The organism is Pantoea eucalypti (assembly GCF_009646115.1).
Taxonomy (GTDB): domain Bacteria; phylum Pseudomonadota; class Gammaproteobacteria; order Enterobacterales; family Enterobacteriaceae; genus Pantoea; species Pantoea eucalypti.
Genome location: NZ_CP045720.1, coordinates 231,308 through 248,802, shown reverse-complemented (window position 1 = coordinate 248,802; position 17,495 = coordinate 231,308). Strand labels below are relative to the sequence as shown.

Annotated in this window: 16 protein-coding genes; 8 read left to right on the top strand and 8 right to left on the bottom strand. The window is 56.0% G+C overall.

Translation table 11 applies throughout. The features are described from left to right. The first annotated feature begins 79 nt into the window (after nt 1-79). Nucleotides 80-982 carry a GntR family transcriptional regulator gene (locus EE896_RS01155; protein ID WP_140916322.1) on the top strand — a complete coding sequence of 301 codons (903 nt, stop codon included), beginning with the start codon at nt 80-82 and terminating at the stop codon, nt 980-982. Nucleotides 983-1,152: 170 nt separating this feature from the next. After that, the gene (locus EE896_RS01150; protein ID WP_003852047.1) at nt 1,153-2,505 is read left to right on the top strand and encodes an MFS transporter; all 1,353 of its coding nucleotides are present in this window, start codon (nt 1,153-1,155) and stop codon (nt 2,503-2,505) included. A 19-nt stretch (nt 2,506-2,524) separates the two neighbouring features. Here the strand turns inward: EE896_RS01150 and EE896_RS01145 are convergent, their stop codons facing one another. Together EE896_RS01145 and EE896_RS01140 are read right to left on the bottom strand one after the other, a co-directional pair. Then, a complete protein-coding gene (locus EE896_RS01145; RefSeq protein WP_140916320.1) occupies nt 2,525-3,916 on the bottom strand; it encodes a hypothetical protein in 1,392 nt (463 codons plus the stop codon). Beyond that, on the bottom strand, nt 3,909-4,820 hold the full coding sequence (locus tag EE896_RS01140; protein WP_110410926.1) for an alpha/beta fold hydrolase: 912 nt from the start codon (nt 4,818-4,820) through the stop codon (nt 3,909-3,911). The genes EE896_RS01145 and EE896_RS01140 overlap by 8 nt, the downstream gene beginning before the upstream one ends. 351 nt (nt 4,821-5,171) lie before the next feature. On the opposite strand from EE896_RS01140, the gene EE896_RS01135 reads away from it, so the two are divergent. Continuing rightward, nucleotides 5,172-5,501, top strand: a complete 330-nt coding sequence (locus EE896_RS01135) for a hypothetical protein (RefSeq protein WP_003852044.1) — start codon at nt 5,172-5,174, stop codon at nt 5,499-5,501. On the opposite strand, the gene EE896_RS01130 is transcribed toward EE896_RS01135, so the two are convergent. The 3 genes from EE896_RS01130 to mntP all read right to left on the bottom strand — a co-directional run bounded on the left by EE896_RS01130 (nt 5,479) and on the right by mntP (nt 7,502). Beyond that, a complete protein-coding gene (locus EE896_RS01130) occupies nt 5,479-6,294 on the bottom strand; it encodes a DUF4225 domain-containing protein (protein ID WP_140916318.1) in 816 nt (271 codons plus the stop codon). The genes EE896_RS01135 and EE896_RS01130 overlap by 23 nt on opposite strands. Nucleotides 6,295-6,731: 437 nt before the next feature. Then, nucleotides 6,732-6,809 carry a stress response protein AzuC gene (gene azuC / locus EE896_RS22860; protein WP_123809971.1) on the bottom strand — a complete coding sequence of 26 codons (78 nt, stop codon included), beginning with the start codon at nt 6,807-6,809 and terminating at the stop codon, nt 6,732-6,734. Nucleotides 6,810-6,926: 117 nt separating this feature from the next. Then, nucleotides 6,927-7,502: a manganese efflux pump MntP gene (gene mntP / locus EE896_RS01120; RefSeq protein ID WP_003852038.1), complete on the bottom strand. Its 576-nt coding sequence runs from the start codon at nt 7,500-7,502 to the stop codon at nt 6,927-6,929. A 316-nt stretch (nt 7,503-7,818) separates the two neighbouring features. Between mntP and EE896_RS01115 the strand changes: the two genes are divergently transcribed. Beyond that, nucleotides 7,819-8,061: a DUF1158 domain-containing protein gene (locus tag EE896_RS01115; RefSeq protein ID WP_008926345.1), complete on the top strand. Its 243-nt coding sequence runs from the start codon at nt 7,819-7,821 to the stop codon at nt 8,059-8,061. Here the strand turns inward: EE896_RS01115 and pdxR are convergent. Further along, entirely contained in the window at nt 8,051-9,493 is a 1,443-nt protein-coding gene (gene pdxR, locus EE896_RS01110) for a MocR-like pyridoxine biosynthesis transcription factor PdxR (RefSeq protein ID WP_140916316.1), read from the bottom strand. The genes EE896_RS01115 and pdxR overlap by 11 nt on opposite strands. Before the next feature lie 57 nt (nt 9,494-9,550). Between pdxR and EE896_RS01105 the strand changes: the two genes are divergently transcribed. The 3 genes from EE896_RS01105 to EE896_RS01095 all read left to right on the top strand — a co-directional run bounded on the left by EE896_RS01105 (nt 9,551) and on the right by EE896_RS01095 (nt 14,642). Then, nucleotides 9,551-10,006 (top strand): carboxymuconolactone decarboxylase family protein, encoded by a 456-nt coding sequence (locus EE896_RS01105; RefSeq protein ID WP_008926347.1) that lies wholly within the window; start codon nt 9,551-9,553, stop codon nt 10,004-10,006. 511 nt (nt 10,007-10,517) lie between these two features. After that, nucleotides 10,518-12,131 carry a malate dehydrogenase (quinone) gene (mqo, locus tag EE896_RS01100; RefSeq protein WP_140916314.1) on the top strand — a complete coding sequence of 538 codons (1,614 nt, stop codon included), beginning with the start codon at nt 10,518-10,520 and terminating at the stop codon, nt 12,129-12,131. Between the two features lie 126 nt (nt 12,132-12,257). Next, the gene (locus EE896_RS01095; protein WP_140916313.1) at nt 12,258-14,642 is read left to right on the top strand and encodes a phosphoketolase family protein; all 2,385 of its coding nucleotides are present in this window, start codon (nt 12,258-12,260) and stop codon (nt 14,640-14,642) included. Here the strand turns inward: EE896_RS01095 and EE896_RS01090 are convergent. After that, on the bottom strand, nt 14,639-15,226 hold the full coding sequence (locus EE896_RS01090; protein ID WP_003852024.1) for a LysE family translocator: 588 nt from the start codon (nt 15,224-15,226) through the stop codon (nt 14,639-14,641). The two genes, EE896_RS01095 and EE896_RS01090, sit on opposite strands and share 4 nt — an antisense overlap. 134 nt (nt 15,227-15,360) lie before the next feature. Between EE896_RS01090 and EE896_RS01085 the strand changes: the two genes are divergently transcribed. After that, nucleotides 15,361-16,848 carry an aminotransferase-like domain-containing protein gene (locus EE896_RS01085; RefSeq protein ID WP_078805091.1) on the top strand — a complete coding sequence of 496 codons (1,488 nt, stop codon included), beginning with the start codon at nt 15,361-15,363 and terminating at the stop codon, nt 16,846-16,848. Here EE896_RS01085 and EE896_RS01080 read toward each other — a convergent pair. Next, nucleotides 16,815-17,438, bottom strand: a complete 624-nt coding sequence (locus EE896_RS01080) for a glutathione S-transferase family protein (protein WP_003852022.1) — start codon at nt 17,436-17,438, stop codon at nt 16,815-16,817. The two genes, EE896_RS01085 and EE896_RS01080, sit on opposite strands and share 34 nt — an antisense overlap. Nucleotides 17,439-17,495 lie beyond the last annotated feature (57 nt).

Genomic DNA, 17,495 nt, shown 5'->3' with positions numbered 1-17,495 from the left:
TCGTTTACGGGAAGTGTGAAGCACGGCGATTTTTTTGGGCTTTGAATGGTTTTTAATGCATTAAAAACCGGAGAGTCAGATGAGCCGCAGCCAGAATTTGCGCCAGAACGTCATCAACCAGATGCTGGAGAGTATCGCTCAGCGACATATTCGTTCGCCCCTGCCACCGCAGGCGGCGCTGGCGGAGATGTTCAATATCAGCCGGACCACGGTGCGACATACCCTGCACTATCTGCATCAGTGCGGCGTGCTGGATAAAGTGGATCAAACCTACGTTATCGTGCGTGATCCCCGCGAAGAGGACAGTTTTAGCGCCTTAACGCCGCCGATTGAGCAGCAGGCCAGTCACTTTGAGCAGATGTTTTTTAATATGATCAATCAGCGGCAGCTGGTGCCCGGCGACACCTTCAGCGAGCTGCAACTGGCGCAGCAGGTGAAAGTCAGTCCGGTTGTGGTGCGCGAATTTCTGCTGCGCTTTATGCGCTATGACCTGCTGGAGCCGGTGAGACGCGGTCAGTGGCGCATGAAAAAATTCACTCAGGATTATGCCGAGAAGCTGTTTGAACTGCGCGAGATGCTGGAAACCCACGCCCTGAGCCGCTTCCTGAATCTGCCCGCCAGCGATGAGCGCTGGATGCAGGCGCGGGATCTGCTGGATCGTCACCGATCCATGCGCGACACCATCGCCAGCAACTATCGCCACTTTGCTGCGCTGGACCGTCAGATGCATTCGCTGATTTTATCCGCCGCCAATAATCCGTTTTTTAATCAGTCGCTGGAGATCATCTCAGTCATCTTTCACTCGCATTATCAGTGGGATGAAAGCGATCTTAAGCAGCGTAACATTGTCGCGCTGGAGGAGCATATGGCGATACTGACCGCGCTGATTGGCCGTCAGGATATTGATGCGCTCTGTGCATTACATAACCATCTGGCGACCGCCAAAACCTCAATGGTGCGCTCAATCGGTCAGTACAATTAAAAACCGATTAAAAACCACAAAGCATTAGCTCCCGCACGATTCAGAAACATCTTTGCAACATCCTTAACCCTTTGCTCTTAGTCTCGACTGCAACGTCACGGCGGCCTTTTGCCGCTGCGCGCAGACCCCTTCTCACCATAACGATAAGTACCCAGTTTCGGGAGAGTGCAATGGAAAAGACCTCAGTAACCGGTCGCGACAGCGTGACCGGCGACACGCCACCAGGCCAGGATTTCGTGCCAATGCGCAGCGATGTGGTGCGTTCACCGCGTATCCGCAAAGTGCAGATTACGGCGATGCTGCTGTTGCTGTTCGCCGCCATCATCAACTATCTGGATCGCAGCTCGCTGTCGGTCGCGAACATGACCATCCGCGATGAGATGGGGCTAAGCGCCACCGAAATCGGCTTCCTGCTTTCTGCTTTTTCGCTGGCGTATGGCCTGGCGCAGTTGCCGTGTGGCGCGCTGCTGGATCGTAAAGGGCCGCGCATTATGCTCGGCATCGGCATGTTTATCTGGTCGCTGTTCCAGGCCGCCTCGGGTCTGGTGCATAACTTTACCCAGTTCATCCTGGTGCGTATCGGCCTGGGTATTGGCGAAGCGCCGATGAACCCGTGCGGCGTGAAAGTGATCAACGACTGGTTCAACATTAAAGATCGCGGCATGCCGATGGGGATGTTCAATGCCGCCTCAATGATTGGACTGTCGGTAGCGCCGCCGATTCTGGCTGCGATGATGCTGGTGATGGGCTGGCGTGGCATGTTCGTCACCATCGGTATCCTCGGCATGTTCCTCGCTATCGGCTGGTATATGATTTACCGCGACCGCGACAATAACACCCTGAGCGCCGAAGAGATCCACTATCTGCAGGCCGGCAGCGTGGCGTCGCGGAAAGAGCCGATCAGCTTCAAAGAGTGGCGTGGCCTGTTTAAGCAGCGCACCATGTGGGGCATGATGATTGGCTTCAGCGGCATCAACTACACCGCGTGGCTCTATATCGCCTGGCTGCCGGGCTACCTGCAGTCCACCTATCATCTCGATCTGAAAAGTACTGGCCTGCTGGCGGCGATTCCGTTCCTGTTTGGTGCAGCGGGCATGCTGCTGAATGGCTATGTGGTTGACTCGCTGGTGCGTCGTGGCTTTAACGCCGTAAAAACCCGCAAAGTCTGCATCGTCAGTGGGATGCTGCTGTCAGCCGGATTCACCGCCGTGGTGACCCGCGCGACCGATACCACCAGCGCCGTGACGCTGATTGGCATGGCGCTGTTCTGTATCCATTTCGCCGGCACCTCATGCTGGGGATTGATCCACGCCAACGTCACCGCCCGCATGACCGCTTCGGTCGGCAGCATCCAGAACTTTGCCAGCTTTATCTTCGCCTCGTTCGCGCCAGTGATCACCGGCTGGGTGCTCGACACCACCAAATCGTTCAGCCTGGCGCTAATGATCTGTGCCTGCGTCACGCTGGTTGGCGCACTCGCCTACCTGCTGCTGGTGCGCCAGCCCATCACCGACGGCGAATAATCGCAGGACGGCGCGGCGGCTACGTCAGCGCCGTCAGCGTGACGCCATGTTTTGCACCGTAACGTTTAATACCTGCCATCACCTTCTCTGAATTAAGCGGAGGCGGCGGTGGCAACAGCGGTGCCCGTTCACGCAGCGCCGAGTCGAAGCGGGCAAACGTCGCGAAGTCACGCGGGTAACGCTCCTCATCCACACCGATTAATACGCCCTCGTCACGCGCATGGGACAGCAGCGCCCGCCAGCGATCAATCTCCGCCAGCCCGATACTGTCGGTGCCATGAGAAAAGAGCATCATATCGATGTTACGGAATGGCGGCTGTTTTTCCAGGAAACGTTGCAGCGCTAATGCCGAGGATTCGCTGCTAAAGCTCAGCCAGAACGGAATCGACTGCTGCTGCTGCGTACACCACGGATCCATCAGCAGGAAACTGTCCACCGTCAGCCGGGTCGGTAAGATTCCCGCCGCCAGATACCAGTCGCGGTAGATCTCCGCCACCACATAACTCATTGCTTCCGGATTCTCGTAGCGAATCTCCATCAGCTTCCAGCTCTGCGCTTCGGCAAGCTTTTTCAGCGGTGCGATCAGATAACCATCCAGCCCCCACTCCGCTTCCGGCACCCGGTCGGTAATGGCTGGCGGCGTCCAGCGCTCACGATCCACGCCGTAACGTGCCAGATATTCCGCTACGCGCGGACCGCCCTGCATAAACTCTTTTTCGCTGGCTCCGCCCGGCGCACCAAACTGAAAGAAAGAGCGATCGCTGGTGCGCGTTACCGGCCATTGCTGGGTGCAGTGATTGATAAACAGCGTGGAACCGGCGGGCAGACTGCCCATCAGGAATTCGTTAAAAGCCAGCGGCAGTTCGCGCAGTTTCAGCCGGAAATAGCGCATCTGGTCGAGCATCAGGCGATCCTGATTCGGGTCGTGCATGTGGTGAACCGCCAGCCGTGGCCAGGCAGCCAGCAGCGCGGCGGCCACCTCTTTACCTTGCTCGAAATTCGCTTCTGCATCATCCGGATCGTTACTGGCGGCGCGCACCGGACAGAGAAACGTCTGCGGCAGCCAGGGCACGTTCATTGCCGACGCCAGATGCACCAGCGCGCCGTTCGACGAACCGATAAAGGCCGCCGGATAATCCTGCTGTGGGTACTCACTCACCATCCATTCAGCAATGCCTTCTATATCCAGCTCACCCGCCTGGCGCAGGCTGATGCCTTCTGCCATGCCGCCCAGCGCATAACCCCACTCACGTAGCCCGGTCGGCAGACGATTCAGCGAGGGCAGTAACCGGTCAAGCGTCGGTGACTGGCTCGGACTGGCGAAGGGACGATCGTGAAGCGCATTTGCCAGCGCCAGAAGCATGGCGGCAGCAGAGTCAAAACGGGCGATGCCCTTGGGCGGTTTACTCATGCTGATTCTCCTGCTGAATGCGCGCCACGAACGGGCGGATGGCGTTGCAGAAACTCCACGGATAGACGTAGTGCAGCGTGTGGGTACCATCGCGCAGCGTCAGACGTTCGCTGCGCGGCATCAGCGCGGCGAGCTCATCCAGCCAGCGTGCCGGGCAGACTGGATCACGCGAGCCACGCAGCAGCAGCGTTGGCGCGTTGATGTAAGTGAGGCGATGCTCAATATGGTCGCGCATCATGACGCGTAATGTGCCGAACGCGCGCCATAGCCCGGCCTTGGCGTAGTCGATGCACGCCAGCGAACCCGGCGAGCGATGCGCCTCCAGACCACGATTGCGCCAGTTGCGCCAGAACTGGCGTGTCAGACTGCGCGCATGGCGATCCACCGTCGGCCCTTGCAAGACCAGCCCCGCTACCGCCTGCGGATATTTCACCGCCAGCGCAGCCAGAATCTGGCAGCCAAACGCATTGCCCACCCAGATGGCACGCTGAAACCCGTTGTGCTGCAGCCAGAGCCAGAGCGCATCAGCCTGCTGATCCACCGTCATGATGGGTGCGGAAGGTGGCAGCGTGCTGGCCCCAAAACCAGGCAGATCCGGCACCAGTACGTGATAGTCGCGGCCCAGTGCCAGTGCGAGCGGCTCCATCGCCCGGCCCGACATCACCAGCCCGTGAATCAGCACCACCGGCAGTCCCTGATCCTCATTAGGTGTGACACGCGTAAACATGCGCCAGTCGCCCACCTGCTGGAAATAACCCGCCAGCCCGGCGTGGTGACTGCGCGGCAACACCGGCGGCGTCTGCTTCAGTTGCTGCCAGCGTTTCATACCCCAAAGCGTAGCCGCTACACCTAATCCCACGCCTGCCACAATCGCTGCCTGTTTTCGTCGATGCTTCTGGATCATCCGCTGCTCCTGATTTGGGGAGGATAATTCAGTGTAGGACGGGATTGGGTGGGCGGCGGGTTAATGGTGGGTTGAAGGTTTGGCGTAAGAGGTAATTTCTTAGAGAATGGCAAAATTTGCTGTGTAGCGTCGCTTGCTGTTTTGCGGACAACATGACCCCGACCGTACACTATATTGCAGATGGCAAGTAGCGCACTGCTGCATAATCCTGTTTACGAGTGCTTCGCGCTTTAGAGCTGGATATCAGACATAAAGAGTAGTTATCAGAAAGAGTGCCCTTTGCGGGATTTTTAGTGCCATTATCAGGTAAAGTTATTTAAGCTACACAGGTAATTTTAAGGATAAAAGTCTATGAAATTGAACGAAAAGGCGCTGCTGGATTCCGGCTTTAACTATGCAGATCTTCAGAAGCTTAAAAACAACATTGCTAACTATGGCGGCTCTCTGGATTCGGTTATCCATGACCTTGCTAACCGCTTTATTGCTGCAAAGTGGATTACTATCGTTGCCTTAGCCATTCTCGTTCTCACGTTAGTGCTGGCATCCTCAGATACCAGCATCACGCTCACAGGTACACTTGCAATTGTATTACCTTTTATATGGTATCTAACGCCAGCAACACTTGCCTATAAGGCATGGCGCTATCGTAAATTAACAACTAATTCTGAACAGCGCCCTTAACAGATATAAGGTCAAATATGACTTTGGCCGTAACACCATAACCGACTATGTGCATTGTGAGTTTGGCGCGGCTCATTGTGTTAACTTTTCGGAAATAATCGGATGGCATGTATCTGAATAAACGCCAGGTTCCGGGGCGCCTGAAGAGGCCAAATACGGTATAAGCATTTGCGACCAGCGAGACTGATTTATAGACTGCCAGCCCGCTGTTTGGACTGAACCCCATAAATTGAGCGGAAGACATGGCAGCATCAGCCACTAAACCTTCGGTGTTTTTTATACCCATAACGTAGTTCGAAAATTCTTTGCTTATGCCGTTAGCGCCGTCAATAACCAGCACTGCACCGGCCAGAATACCCATAGGCGTCATAGAACCTATAAGGGTTAGGCCAGTAGCTATTTCGGCACCGGCCATAACAACATTTACAGCAGAAATCACATACCCAACGATTTTATTGTTTTCCTTAACAAACTCCACTTTGGCGTAGAGTTTCGCAGCTTTCATGCGCAGCATTCTGTCCTGCTCCTGAAGGTTTTCCATTTCTATCCGCAAATTTCTAATACATGCCACGCACTCTTCGTCAGATTTTGCACGTCGTGCAGCGGCAAATTCCTTCTCAATGAGATCTCTAATCTCCTGAACGAACTTTACCTGAGTCATGCCATTTGAAAGATGGGCCGAGGACACATGATTAGCCGTATTGATCAGCTTTCTGGCCTCAAGATTAATCGTTGTTTCAGCCCAGTGCTTATTTCGGCCTGAGCGCATCATATCGAGCAATGCTGCATCCATTTATATTCTCCCTGAACATTATATCGCCGATAAGACCTCATATATTCAGCTATAAGCCGTCGATTACGAAAGAATTAAGCTACATGAGATAGCATATTAAAGGATGACCTATCAGAAAAAATTTACAACTTAGAGCGGCACTAAATCATGAGACTTTTGCCATGATTCTCACGTTGACGCAGAGACAATCAGCATGAAATCGAAAACCAGGTTACATAAACAAGGAATTACAACCAGCACATAACGCACGGCTGCAAAGGCGTCATTTTGTCGCCAGAAAGTGTTTTTAGCGGAAAGACAACAAGAAGAGTGGCAGAAGCAGATTAGACGCACCAGGAAGTGCAAAACGCGGGTTTACTCAGAAGAAAGCAAAAGCAAAAGGTGATAATCACAGGTCGATCCCTGACCGCGATTATCGAGGGTTTCTTGCGGGGTGCTTAGTACATGGCACCCGGCGGTACGTGTTTGAACGTCTCAACATAAGCGCGGAACACGTGTTTAATGATGCGTTTCATAAAATGCCTGATTCAAATTTAGTTGAACATATACTGAAAAAGTATAGCCGCTGTGCGTTTTAACAGCAAATAAATTTGAAGCAGATCACAAAAATGCCGCTTTTATGTGCAAAGGCCCTAGGCGGTGTAGCCAAGATGCTGCAACAGAATGGTGGAGCCGACGGCGATTAACACCACGCCACCCAGCACTTCCGCCCATTTGCCCAGTACCGGACCGATAAAGCGTCCGACTAATACGCCGGTCGTCGCCATCACTGTGGTGGCGGCACCAATGGTCAGCGCGGTGGTGATGATATTCACCTGTAAAAAGGCCAGACCAACGCCGACCGCCAGTGCATCCAGGCTGGTCGCGACGGCAGTGGTCGCCAGGACCATAAAGCCATGACTTTGCGGGGCTTCACAAGGTTCTGCGACGGCTGTCTGACGAAAACCCTCCATCATCATACGGCCACCCAGAAAGGCCAGCAGGGTGAAGGCAACCCAGTGATCCCACGCCATGATGTAACGACTGGCCGCCAGGCCAAGTGCCCAGCCAATCAGCGGGGTCAGCGCTTCAATAGAGCCGAAGATCAGACCGGTACGCAGCGCTTCTTTAAAACCAGGACGATGCAATGTGGCACCTTTGCCCAGCGCAGCGGCAAACGCGTCCATCGACATACCCAGCGCAAGAATTAAAGTGGCAATAAAGGTCATGATTTATTCACCTGGGGCGAAAAAGCGGCAATTCACGCTGAATTCACCACACAAAGTGTTCAGTTATGAAAAAGTGGGCGCAGTCTACCACGCAAACCTCAAGATAAAAAGACAGTAAAATCAGGGATTTAAGTATAGCAAAGGCTATAACTCTTATCATTCGCTATGAATGGCGCTAAGTCGATGGTGGCAAAGCATTTTCTGGCCGTTTTCCCTGCCCTGCACTACGCCATGTGGGCGTATTGCGGCACACCACCATTGAACCCTGTCGCCGATTACCGGAAAATGCCGGGCTGATAAATATGGGAAACCGGTTATGAATAGCCCTTTTGAAACGTTGGTTGTGCCTGGTGGCATTTTGCTGCTGGGCTTTCTCTCGGCGCTGCTGCTGCCCGCGCCCGCTTTTAGCGTGACAGTAGCGCAGCATCTGTTGCAGATGTTCCATTTACAGGATCTGAATCAGCTCTATACGGTGGTGTTTTGCATCTGGTTTTTGCTACTGGGCGCCATAGAGTTTTTTGTTATCCGCTTTGTCTGGCGTCGCTGGTTCAGGGGCTGACCGCCTGCGCATCGACCAGCGCTTTTAGCCGTTCAGCGCTGCGCGCGTAACCTTCACGCGGCAGATGTGCCGCACCCAGTACCAGACCCGCACCGCGCTGCCCGGCCTGCTGATACCAGACCGACAGCGGCGAGGGGGCCATGCCCCACTCCACCGCCTGCTGCGCAATGGCCTCATCCGGAGTACCGGCGGGTAAGCGGACAATCACCGCCAGCCCGGCGCGTTGCAGGTCGGGAAAGTAAGGATGGAGCGCCGCGATCATCTGCTCCAGTCGCTCATGATAAACGCGCTTCATGCGCCGCAGATGCCGCATAAAGTGGCCTTCCCGCAGAAACTCCGCCACCGCGTTGTGTAACAATCCTGAGGATGCAGGCGAAAGCAACGCGCAGACCTCACCGAACCGGGTCGTCAGCGCCGGCGGAACCACCATAAAACCGAGCCGCAGTTGCGGCGTCAGCGTCTTGCTGAAGGTGCCGATGTGCAGAACCCGCCCTTCACTGTCGAGCGCGGCAAGTGCAGGAGCCGCGCGATTACCGGGCTGAAGCTCGCCGAGATAATCATCTTCGATAATCCAGCGCTGCTCCCGGCTGGCCCAGTTCAGCAATTCATGACGGCGTACCAGGCTCATGGTCATGCCCAGCGGCGCCTGCTGTCCCGGTGTGACCAGCGCGAAAGCGGCATCCGGCGCGCGGGCAATCCCGGTCGCCACCTGCAACCCTTCGGCATCAACCGGCACGGCAACCGGCGTGACGTGTAGCGCTTCAACCGCGCGACGTGCCACCCAGAATCCGGGGTCCTCCAGCCAGGCCTTTTTGCCCTGAAAATTCATCGCCAGCCCAATCAGGCCCATCGCGCCCGCATAACCGCTGGTGATAATGATCTGATCCGCCTGACAGCGCAGGCCGCGTGCCACCGCGAGGTAGGCCACCAGCGCCTGACGCAGCGCTAAGCTGCCGCGTGGATCGGGATAACTCGCCGGTCTGCTGACCTGCATGCGCGTCTGACGCTGCAGGATGCGCAGCCAGACTTTTGCCGGAAACGCATCGCTGGCCGGAATGCCCATCTGAAAGGTCAGCGGTGGCGCTTCATACTCTTCAATTCCATCAGGATGGAGTGACTTGCAGTTGGCATCATTGCCGGCCGGTTTTAACGGTGGTAATGGACTGACGAAGGTGCCTGCTGCGCCTCTGGCCTGCAGAAACTGACCATCAACCAGCATGTCATAGCTGGCACGCACGGTGCCACGTGCCACGCCGAGCTGCGCCGCCAGATCGCGGCAGGAAGGTAAACGCGTACCAGGCTGTAAACGCCCTTCACTAATCGCCTGTTCAATCAGTAGTCGCAGCTGCTCGCTGAGCCCCCGTGATGCACCGCGTTGCAGTGTCAGCGTAGAAAGCGGCGATGGGCCAGTCAGACTCTCATTTTTTGGCACTTTATCTGCTCCATTGAAAGGCCGAAAATCACCTCATCAATCCCAGGAGGCAATAAGATGAGCGAACGTATCGATTTTCACCTTGCAGCACCGGCAGGCATGAAAGCGCTGGGCGGCGTATACAGTTATCTGGCACAAACCGATCTGCCACTCACTTTACTGGAACTGCTGTTCCTGCGCATTTCCCAGATTAACGGCTGCGCCTACTGCATTGATATGCATACTAAAGCGCTGAATAAATCGGGTATGAGCTGGGATAAGATCGTGCTAACCCCGGTCTGGCATGAATCGGGGACGCTGTTCAGTGAGAAAGAGAAGGCCGCTCTCCACTGGGCTGAATGCCTGACGCTGATTGCTCAGCAGGGTGCGCCAGACGCCTGCTATGCGGCACTGACAGCCGAGTTCAGTGAGAAAGAGATTGTCGATCTGAACATCGCGATTGGCCTGATGAACACCTATAACCGCATGGCGATAAGTCTGAAAAAGCTGCCTGCCAGCGCGAATCAGTCATAGGTGAATCCGATGCGTGGGCCGATGCGCACGCATTTTCACACTCACAAAAATGTAACATTATTTTTACACAAGCGGCTGTTAAGGCCCTGCCATTCTGATTCCTGTTATTCCTTACTGCGCAATAAATCGCTAAATTTCAGCTAATTAAATAATTCCGCACTGTTCACATCGTTTCCGGCACTGCACCAGCATGGGGCTTTCCCGCAACATCCTTTTTTAGTTAACTCACTGACTTCACTCTAAAAAATCACTAATACGCCGCGTATCGTGATGATTAATTCTTATGCTGAATCATTTCTGCATTTAAAAAATAAACTAATGTTTAATTCAGATGCGAGAATGTTATATTCGGATGACTAAGCATAACGTTCAGTTAACGCGTTATCACCGCTTTAACCCTATACCTGAGACTTAACCTTTGAGAAATAGCGCAACGCGCTCGTAAGAAGCGTGACTATTTCGCCTGCGAAACTGTTGGGCTTCAGGTCAACAGAAGAGGAGATGTCGCCTCATGAGCAATTCAGCTGTAAACCTTGCGCTCGCGATGAGTGCCATGGCAAAGGACACCACTACTGCGCAGGAGCGCAAAGACGTTGACGTGCTGCTGATTGGTGCTGGTGTGATGAGCGCTACCCTCGGTGCATGGCTGCAGGATTTAGAGCCGGACTGGTCCATCGAAATGGTGGAGCGGCTCGATAGCGTGGCCGAAGAATCCTCCAACGGCTGGAATAACGCGGGCACCGGTCATGCGGCGCTGGCGGAGCTGAACTATACGCCTCAGCAGGCGGATGGCAGCATCGACATCTCTAAAGCGATAACGATCAACGAATCGTTTCAGATTTCCCGCCAGTTCTGGGCTTATCAGGTTCAGAAAGGCAACCTGCGCAATCCCAAAAGCTTTATTCATAGCACGCCGCACATGAGCTTTGTCTGGGGCGACGACAATGTCGACTTCCTGCGCAAGCGCTTCAAAGCGTTGCAGAAAAGCACTCTGTTCCGCGGCATGGCCTACTCCGAAGATCCGCAGCAGATTGCTCGCTGGATCCCGCTGGTAATGAATGGCCGTGACCGTCGACAGAAAGTGGCCGCGACCTGGACGGAGATGGGCACCGATGTGAACTTCGGTGAAATCACCCGTCAGTTAATCGCCACGTTAGAGAAGAAAGAAAATTTCCAGCTGCGTCTCCGTCAGGAAGTGCGTGAGCTGAAACAGCTGGCTGATGGTCGCTGGCAGGTCACGCTGCAGTGTCTGAACAGCGGCACGCGTCGCACGCTGACCGCAGGCAAAATTTTTATCGGTGCGGGTGGTGCGGCGTTACCGCTGCTGCAGAAGGCCGGCATTCCTGAAGCCAACGGCTACGCCGGTTTCCCTGTGGGTGGTTCGTTCCTGGTCACGGAAAACCCGCAGGTCGTCGAGCAGCACATGGCCAAAGTCTACGGCAAAGCCAGCGTGGGTGCGCCACCCATGTCCGTGCCACACGTCGACACCCGCGTGCTGGATGGCAAGCAGGTGTTGCTGTTTGGCCCATTTGCCACCTTCTCGACCCGATTCCTGAAGCAGGGTTCGCTGATGGATATGTTCACTTCACTGAACAGCAGCAATATGCTGCCGATGGTTAAAGTCGGGCTGAAAAGCTTTGATCTGGTGAAATACCTGATGGATCAGGTACTGCAAAGCGACCGCGACCGCATGGACGCGCTGCGTGCCTATGTGCCGCAGGCGAAACAGGAGGACTGGCGCCTTGTCACAGCCGGTCAGCGTGTGCAGATCATCAAAAAAGATGAGAAAGAGGGCGCTGTGTTGCGTCTGGGCACCGAAGTGGTCGCTTCACAGGATGGTACGATTTCAGCTCTGCTGGGTGCCTCGCCGGGCGCGTCTACGGCAGCACCGATCATGCTGGAGCTGCTGCACAAGGTCTGTCCTGAGCAGATGGCTTCGCCGGAATGGCAGAACAAAATCCGTGCGGTGGTCCCCTCCTGGGGTCGTAAGCTGAACGGCGACGTGGCGCTGACAGAAAAAGTGTTAGCTGAAACCAGCCGTATTCTCCAGCTCGACTACTCGCCGGTCACCCCGATGGCGGCCAACGATGAAGGACGGGAAACCGCATTCGTCGTCGGCAAGTAATTCAGCGCCATTGATAAAAAGGCTCCGCATGGCGGAGCCTTTTTTATTGGGCGGTTGCCTGGTCGTCCTGAGGATTTTCTATTAGGGTTAAGACATCTTTTAGCTGAACGATCAGGAGGAACCCGCATGTCTTACTCCCCTGCGTCACCCGAATTTACCCTGCTCGACCGCTACTGGCGGGCGGCGAATTACCTCTCCGTCGGACAGATTTACCTGATGGATAACCCGCTGTTGCGCGAGCCACTCAGGCCGGAACATATTAAACCGCGTCTGCTGGGTCACTGGGGCACGACGCCCGGACTGAATTTTATCTACGCCCACCTCAACCGTGTTATCCGCAAACAGAACCTGGATATGATCTATATCTGCGGGCCAGGCCATGGCGGTCCCGGCATGGTGGCGAATACCTGGCTGGAGGGCAGCTACAGCGAAATTTATCCGCTCATCTCTCAGGATGCGGCGGGCATGCAGCGCCTGTTTAAACAGTTCTCCTTTCCTGGCGGCATTCCCAGCCACGCGGCACCGGAAACGCCGGGCTCGATTAATGAAGGCGGTGAACTGGGCTACTCACTCTCTCATGCCTTTGGTGCAGCCTTCGATAATCCCGATCTGCTGGTGCCGTGCGTGATTGGCGACGGCGAAGCGGAAACCGGGCCGCTGGCTTCCAGCTGGCACGGCATCAAATTCCTCAATCCTGAACGTGACGGCGCGGTGCTGCCGATTCTGCATCTTAACGGCTACAAAATTGCCAACCCGACGCTACTGGGTCGAAGCAGCGATGAGGATCTGCACCAGCTATTCAGCGGCTATGGTTATGAGCCCATATTCGTCTGCGGGCATGAGCCGGAAAAAATGCATCCTCTGATGGCGGAGGCACTGGATAACGCCTTCAGTAAGATCGCTGAGTATCAGCGTGAGGCACGCAGCGGCAATGCCAGCACCGACGTGCCGCGCTGGCCGATGATTATCCTGCGTAGCCCCAAAGGCTGGACCGGCCCTGAAACGGTCGATGGCAAGAAAGTGGAGAATTTCTGGCGCGCGCATCAGGTGCCGGTCGCGGCCTGTCGTGAAGATGAAGGTCATCGCCAGATCCTTGAGACGTGGATGCGCAGCTATCAGCCCGACGACCTGTTTGATGAACAGGGTCGCCTGAAGCCGGAACTGCAGGCGCTGGCACCGGAAGGCGATAAACGCATGGGCGCTTCACCTTATGCTAATGGTGGCCTGCTGCGCCGTGAGCTGGATGCACCCGGCATTGCGGAGTTTGCCTGCGATGTCAGCGAGCCAGGCGCACAGATGGCGCAGGCCACTGAGCATCTGGGTCGCTATCTCAGCGTACTGTTCCAGCGTAACCGCGATAATTTCCGCCTGTTTGGCCCGGATGAAACGGCCTCTAACCGCCTGACGCCGGTCTTTGACGTGACCAGCCGCACCTGGCTGGAACGAATCGAGCCGTACGATGAGCAGCTGGCGCGAGATGGCCGGGTGATGGAAATCCTCAGTGAGCATCAGTGTCAGGGCTGGCTTGAAGGCTATCTGCTGACCGGCCGCCACGGGCTGTTCAACTGCTATGAAGCTTTTATTCACATCGTCGATTCGATGTTTAACCAGCACGCTAAGTGGCTGAAAGTGACGCGCAAGCTGGGCTGGCGTAAACCGATTTCGTCGCTGAATTACCTGCTCTCTTCGCACGTCTGGCGTCAGGACCACAATGGCTACAGTCATCAGGATCCGGGCTTTATCGATCATGTTGCCAACAAGAAAGCAGACATCGTGCGCATCTATCTGCCGCCCGATGCCAATACGCTGCTTTGGGTGGGCGATCACTGCCTGCGCACCTGGGACCGCATCAATGTGATTGTGGCGGGCAAACAGCCTGCGCCGCAGTGGCTGGATATGGCCAGTGCCGTGACCCATTGTGAAGCGGGTATGGGCGAGTGGCGCTGGGCGGGCACCACGCCGGCACATGACCAGCCAGATGTGGTGATGGCCTGCGCCGGTGATGTCCCAACTATGGAGACGATGGCGGCGGTCGATCTGCTGCGTGAGATGCTGCCTGAACTGCGCATCCGCGTGGTGAACGTGGTCGATCTGCTGGCACTGCAGCCGGAAGATCAGCATCCGCATGGCAAATCTGATGCGGAGTTCGACGCGCTGTTTACCCAGGATAAACCGGTGATTTTTGCTTTCCACGGCTATCCGACGCTGATACATCGCCTGACCTATTCCCGAACCAACCACCGCAACTTCCATGTGCGCGGCTTTAACGAAGAGGGAACCACCACCACGCCATTTGATATGACGGTACTGAACGAGCTTGACCGCTATCATCTGGCGCAGGAGGCGATTCTGCGCGTGCCGGGCCTGGCCGACGCGCATCCTGAGCTGCTGGAGGATTTACAGCAGCGTCTGGCGGAACATCATCGCTATGTCCGTGAGCATGGCGAAGATTTGCCGGAGGTGCAGAACTGGAAATGGCCGTCGGCCACTGCACCGGGTGTGCCCGATTAAGCGGCCAGCAGCGCGTCGGTCAGCATCCAGACGGTGGTCGCCACCAGCGACAGCGCCATCAGGCTGTTAAACAGCTGGCGCTTCCAGGCAATCTGCAGATGGCTGCGCAGGCGATCGCCCAGTGCTGCCCAGATCAGGATGCAGGGCAGATTGAGCAGCATAAAGCCGATCATCACCGTCAGGACGCCGCTGCTGCCGCTATAGAGCAGCGCGACGTTGGTGGCCATCAGCCAGGCCTTGGGATTGATCGCCTGGAAGCAGGCGCCGCCCACTATCGTCATTGGCTGAGGACGGGTGCGCGCTTCGGGTGCGGCAGCGCGAAAAATTTTCCAGGATAACCACATCAGATAGGTACAGCCTGCCAGCGTCAGCGGCAGGCGAATCGCCGCCATCCAGTGCAATAACACCTCCAGCGCCATACCGGCAATCACCGTCTGCACCGCACAGCCCACCAGAATACCGAACACCATTGGCAGAGTGCGCCGCATGCCAAAATTGACCCCGGAGGTCGCCAGCAGCAGATTGTTCGGGCCTGGCGTAATTGACATCACAGTAACGTAACTGAAGAAAGAGGGATCAAGCATGGTGACTCTCCTGAAGGTAGACAGAGTTCTATGCTAAGGCGGGAATTAAGATGGTAACAGGGACACAAAATCACTATTGTTATGGTTACAGTTATCGTTAACAGAAATTGTACCCATTCAGGCCGGAGGCTATTGTGTCCCTTGCTCCCACGACCGAACAACCCCTCTATCAGCAGCTGGCAGAGAGCTTCGCTGAAGCCATCCATCAGGGAACGCTGAAACCCGGTAAACGCCTGCCGGCGATCCGCCGTGTTGCGCAGTCACATCAGGTCAGCGTCAATACCGTGCTGAATGCCTGGCAGATGCTGGAAGATCGCGGGCTGATTGAGGCGCGTCCGCAGTCGGGCTATTACGTGCGCGGCGTGTTGCCCGCCGTCACCCGCCACGGTCAGCATAAGACCCGGGTACGCGATCCCAGCAGCGGTAAACTCGACCTGATCGATAAGGTGTTTGCGGCGCAGAATCATCCCGACTACACCAATATTTCGCTGGCCTGCCCGCAGGACAGTGAGCTGTTTCCTGCGGCACGCATCGCCCGGATTACCGCCTCATTGTTGCGTCGTGATCCCAACATGATCGGTCGCTATGCGCTTCCGCCCGGTAGTGAGCGCTTACGGGAGGAGATAGCGCGACGGGCGCTGCACGCCGGACAGACAATTACCGCCGATGAGATCACCCTGACCCACGGCTGCATGGAGGCGCTTCAGCTGGCGCTTCGTGCCGTCACGCAGCCTGGCGACTGCGTCGGGCTGGAGTCGCCGACCTACTTCTTCCTCTTTCCGCTTCTGGCCTCGCTCGGTCTGAAAGCACTGGAAATCCCCACTGACCCACAGCACGGGCTCTCGCTGGATGCACTGGAGATGCTGCTGCAGGAGCAGCGTATCAAGGCGCTGATTGCGATGCCGAGCGCGCAGAACCCGCTGGGCTGCGGTATGTCGCTGGAGAATAAGAAACGGCTGGCAAAGTTAGTGAACACTTACCACGTTCCGCTGATAGAAGATGGGCTGTATGACGAGTTGCAGTTCGACTGGCCGCTCTCACCCGCCGTGAAAGCCTTTGATCGCGATGGCTGGGTGATCTACTGCACCAGTTTCACTAAAACCGTGGCACCCGATTTTCGTATTGGCTGGACCGCCGCAGGCCGTTTTCATGATGCGATTGCCCGACTGAAAGCCGTCTCCTCAATGGCTGAATCTGCCCTGCTCTCCGAAACGCTGGCGGAGTTTCTGGCTTCCGGCGGTTACGACCACCATCTGCGCACGCTGCGCCGTCGCTATGCAGCTAATCTGGATGAGGCGCGGGGTCTTATCGCCCGCTACTTCCCGGAAGGCACGCGCGCAACACTGCCGCGCGGTGGCTTCGTTTTCTGGGTTGAGCTACCGGGCGGCGTGAATACCACCGAGATGTTTGATCGGCTGCTGCAGGAGCAAATTTGCGTTACGCCTGGCGCACTCTACTCACTGAGCGAGCGCTACAACCATGCGCTGCGACTCTCCTGCTGCTATCCGTTTGATGCGCGCTACAGCCGGGCGATTCAGCGTGCAGGCGAAATCGCCTGTGAGCTGGCAGGAATACCGTGCGGTGAGGCTCAGGGTGTACCGTTGCGGCCCCAGACGGTATAGCCGCGACGTTCAGTCAGGCGCTCGTAATAAGTCCGCACCGCAGGGTAATCGGGATGGTCGAGCGGGGTCTCAAACCAGCGGTTCACCGCCAGGCCAATCGGAATGTCTGCCAGCGTGAAATTACGTCCGGCAACATAGCGGCCGGTTTTTTCCAGCTGCTGATTGAGAATGCTCATGGTGTGCGCCCAGCCTTTACTGGCCGCAGCCAGCAGACGCGGATCCTGATGAGCCGGGGAGTTTCGCACCAGCGACATAAATGCGTAGCGCCATGAGGTGTTGAGTTCGGTAGCTTGCCAGTCTATCCACTGATCGACAGGCGCTCGCGTTTGCGGATCATGAGGATAGAGCCACTCGCCGCCATAGGCGTTCGCCAGATAGCGCAGAATGGTATTGGATTCCCACAACACAAAGTCATCATCTTTCAGAACCGGCACCATCGCATTGGGATTCAGTGCCATGAATTCGGGTAGGTGGGTTGAGCGGAAGCCATCGCCCCACTCTTCGCGCTCAAAATCAAGGTCAAGTTCGTCACACAGCCATAGTACTTTGCGCACGTTGATTGAGGAGGCGCGTCCCAGGATCGTTAGCATTCAGAGTCTCCGGTAAAATCTTTAACTTATTGATAACGCTGTTAGCTGTTATAAGCA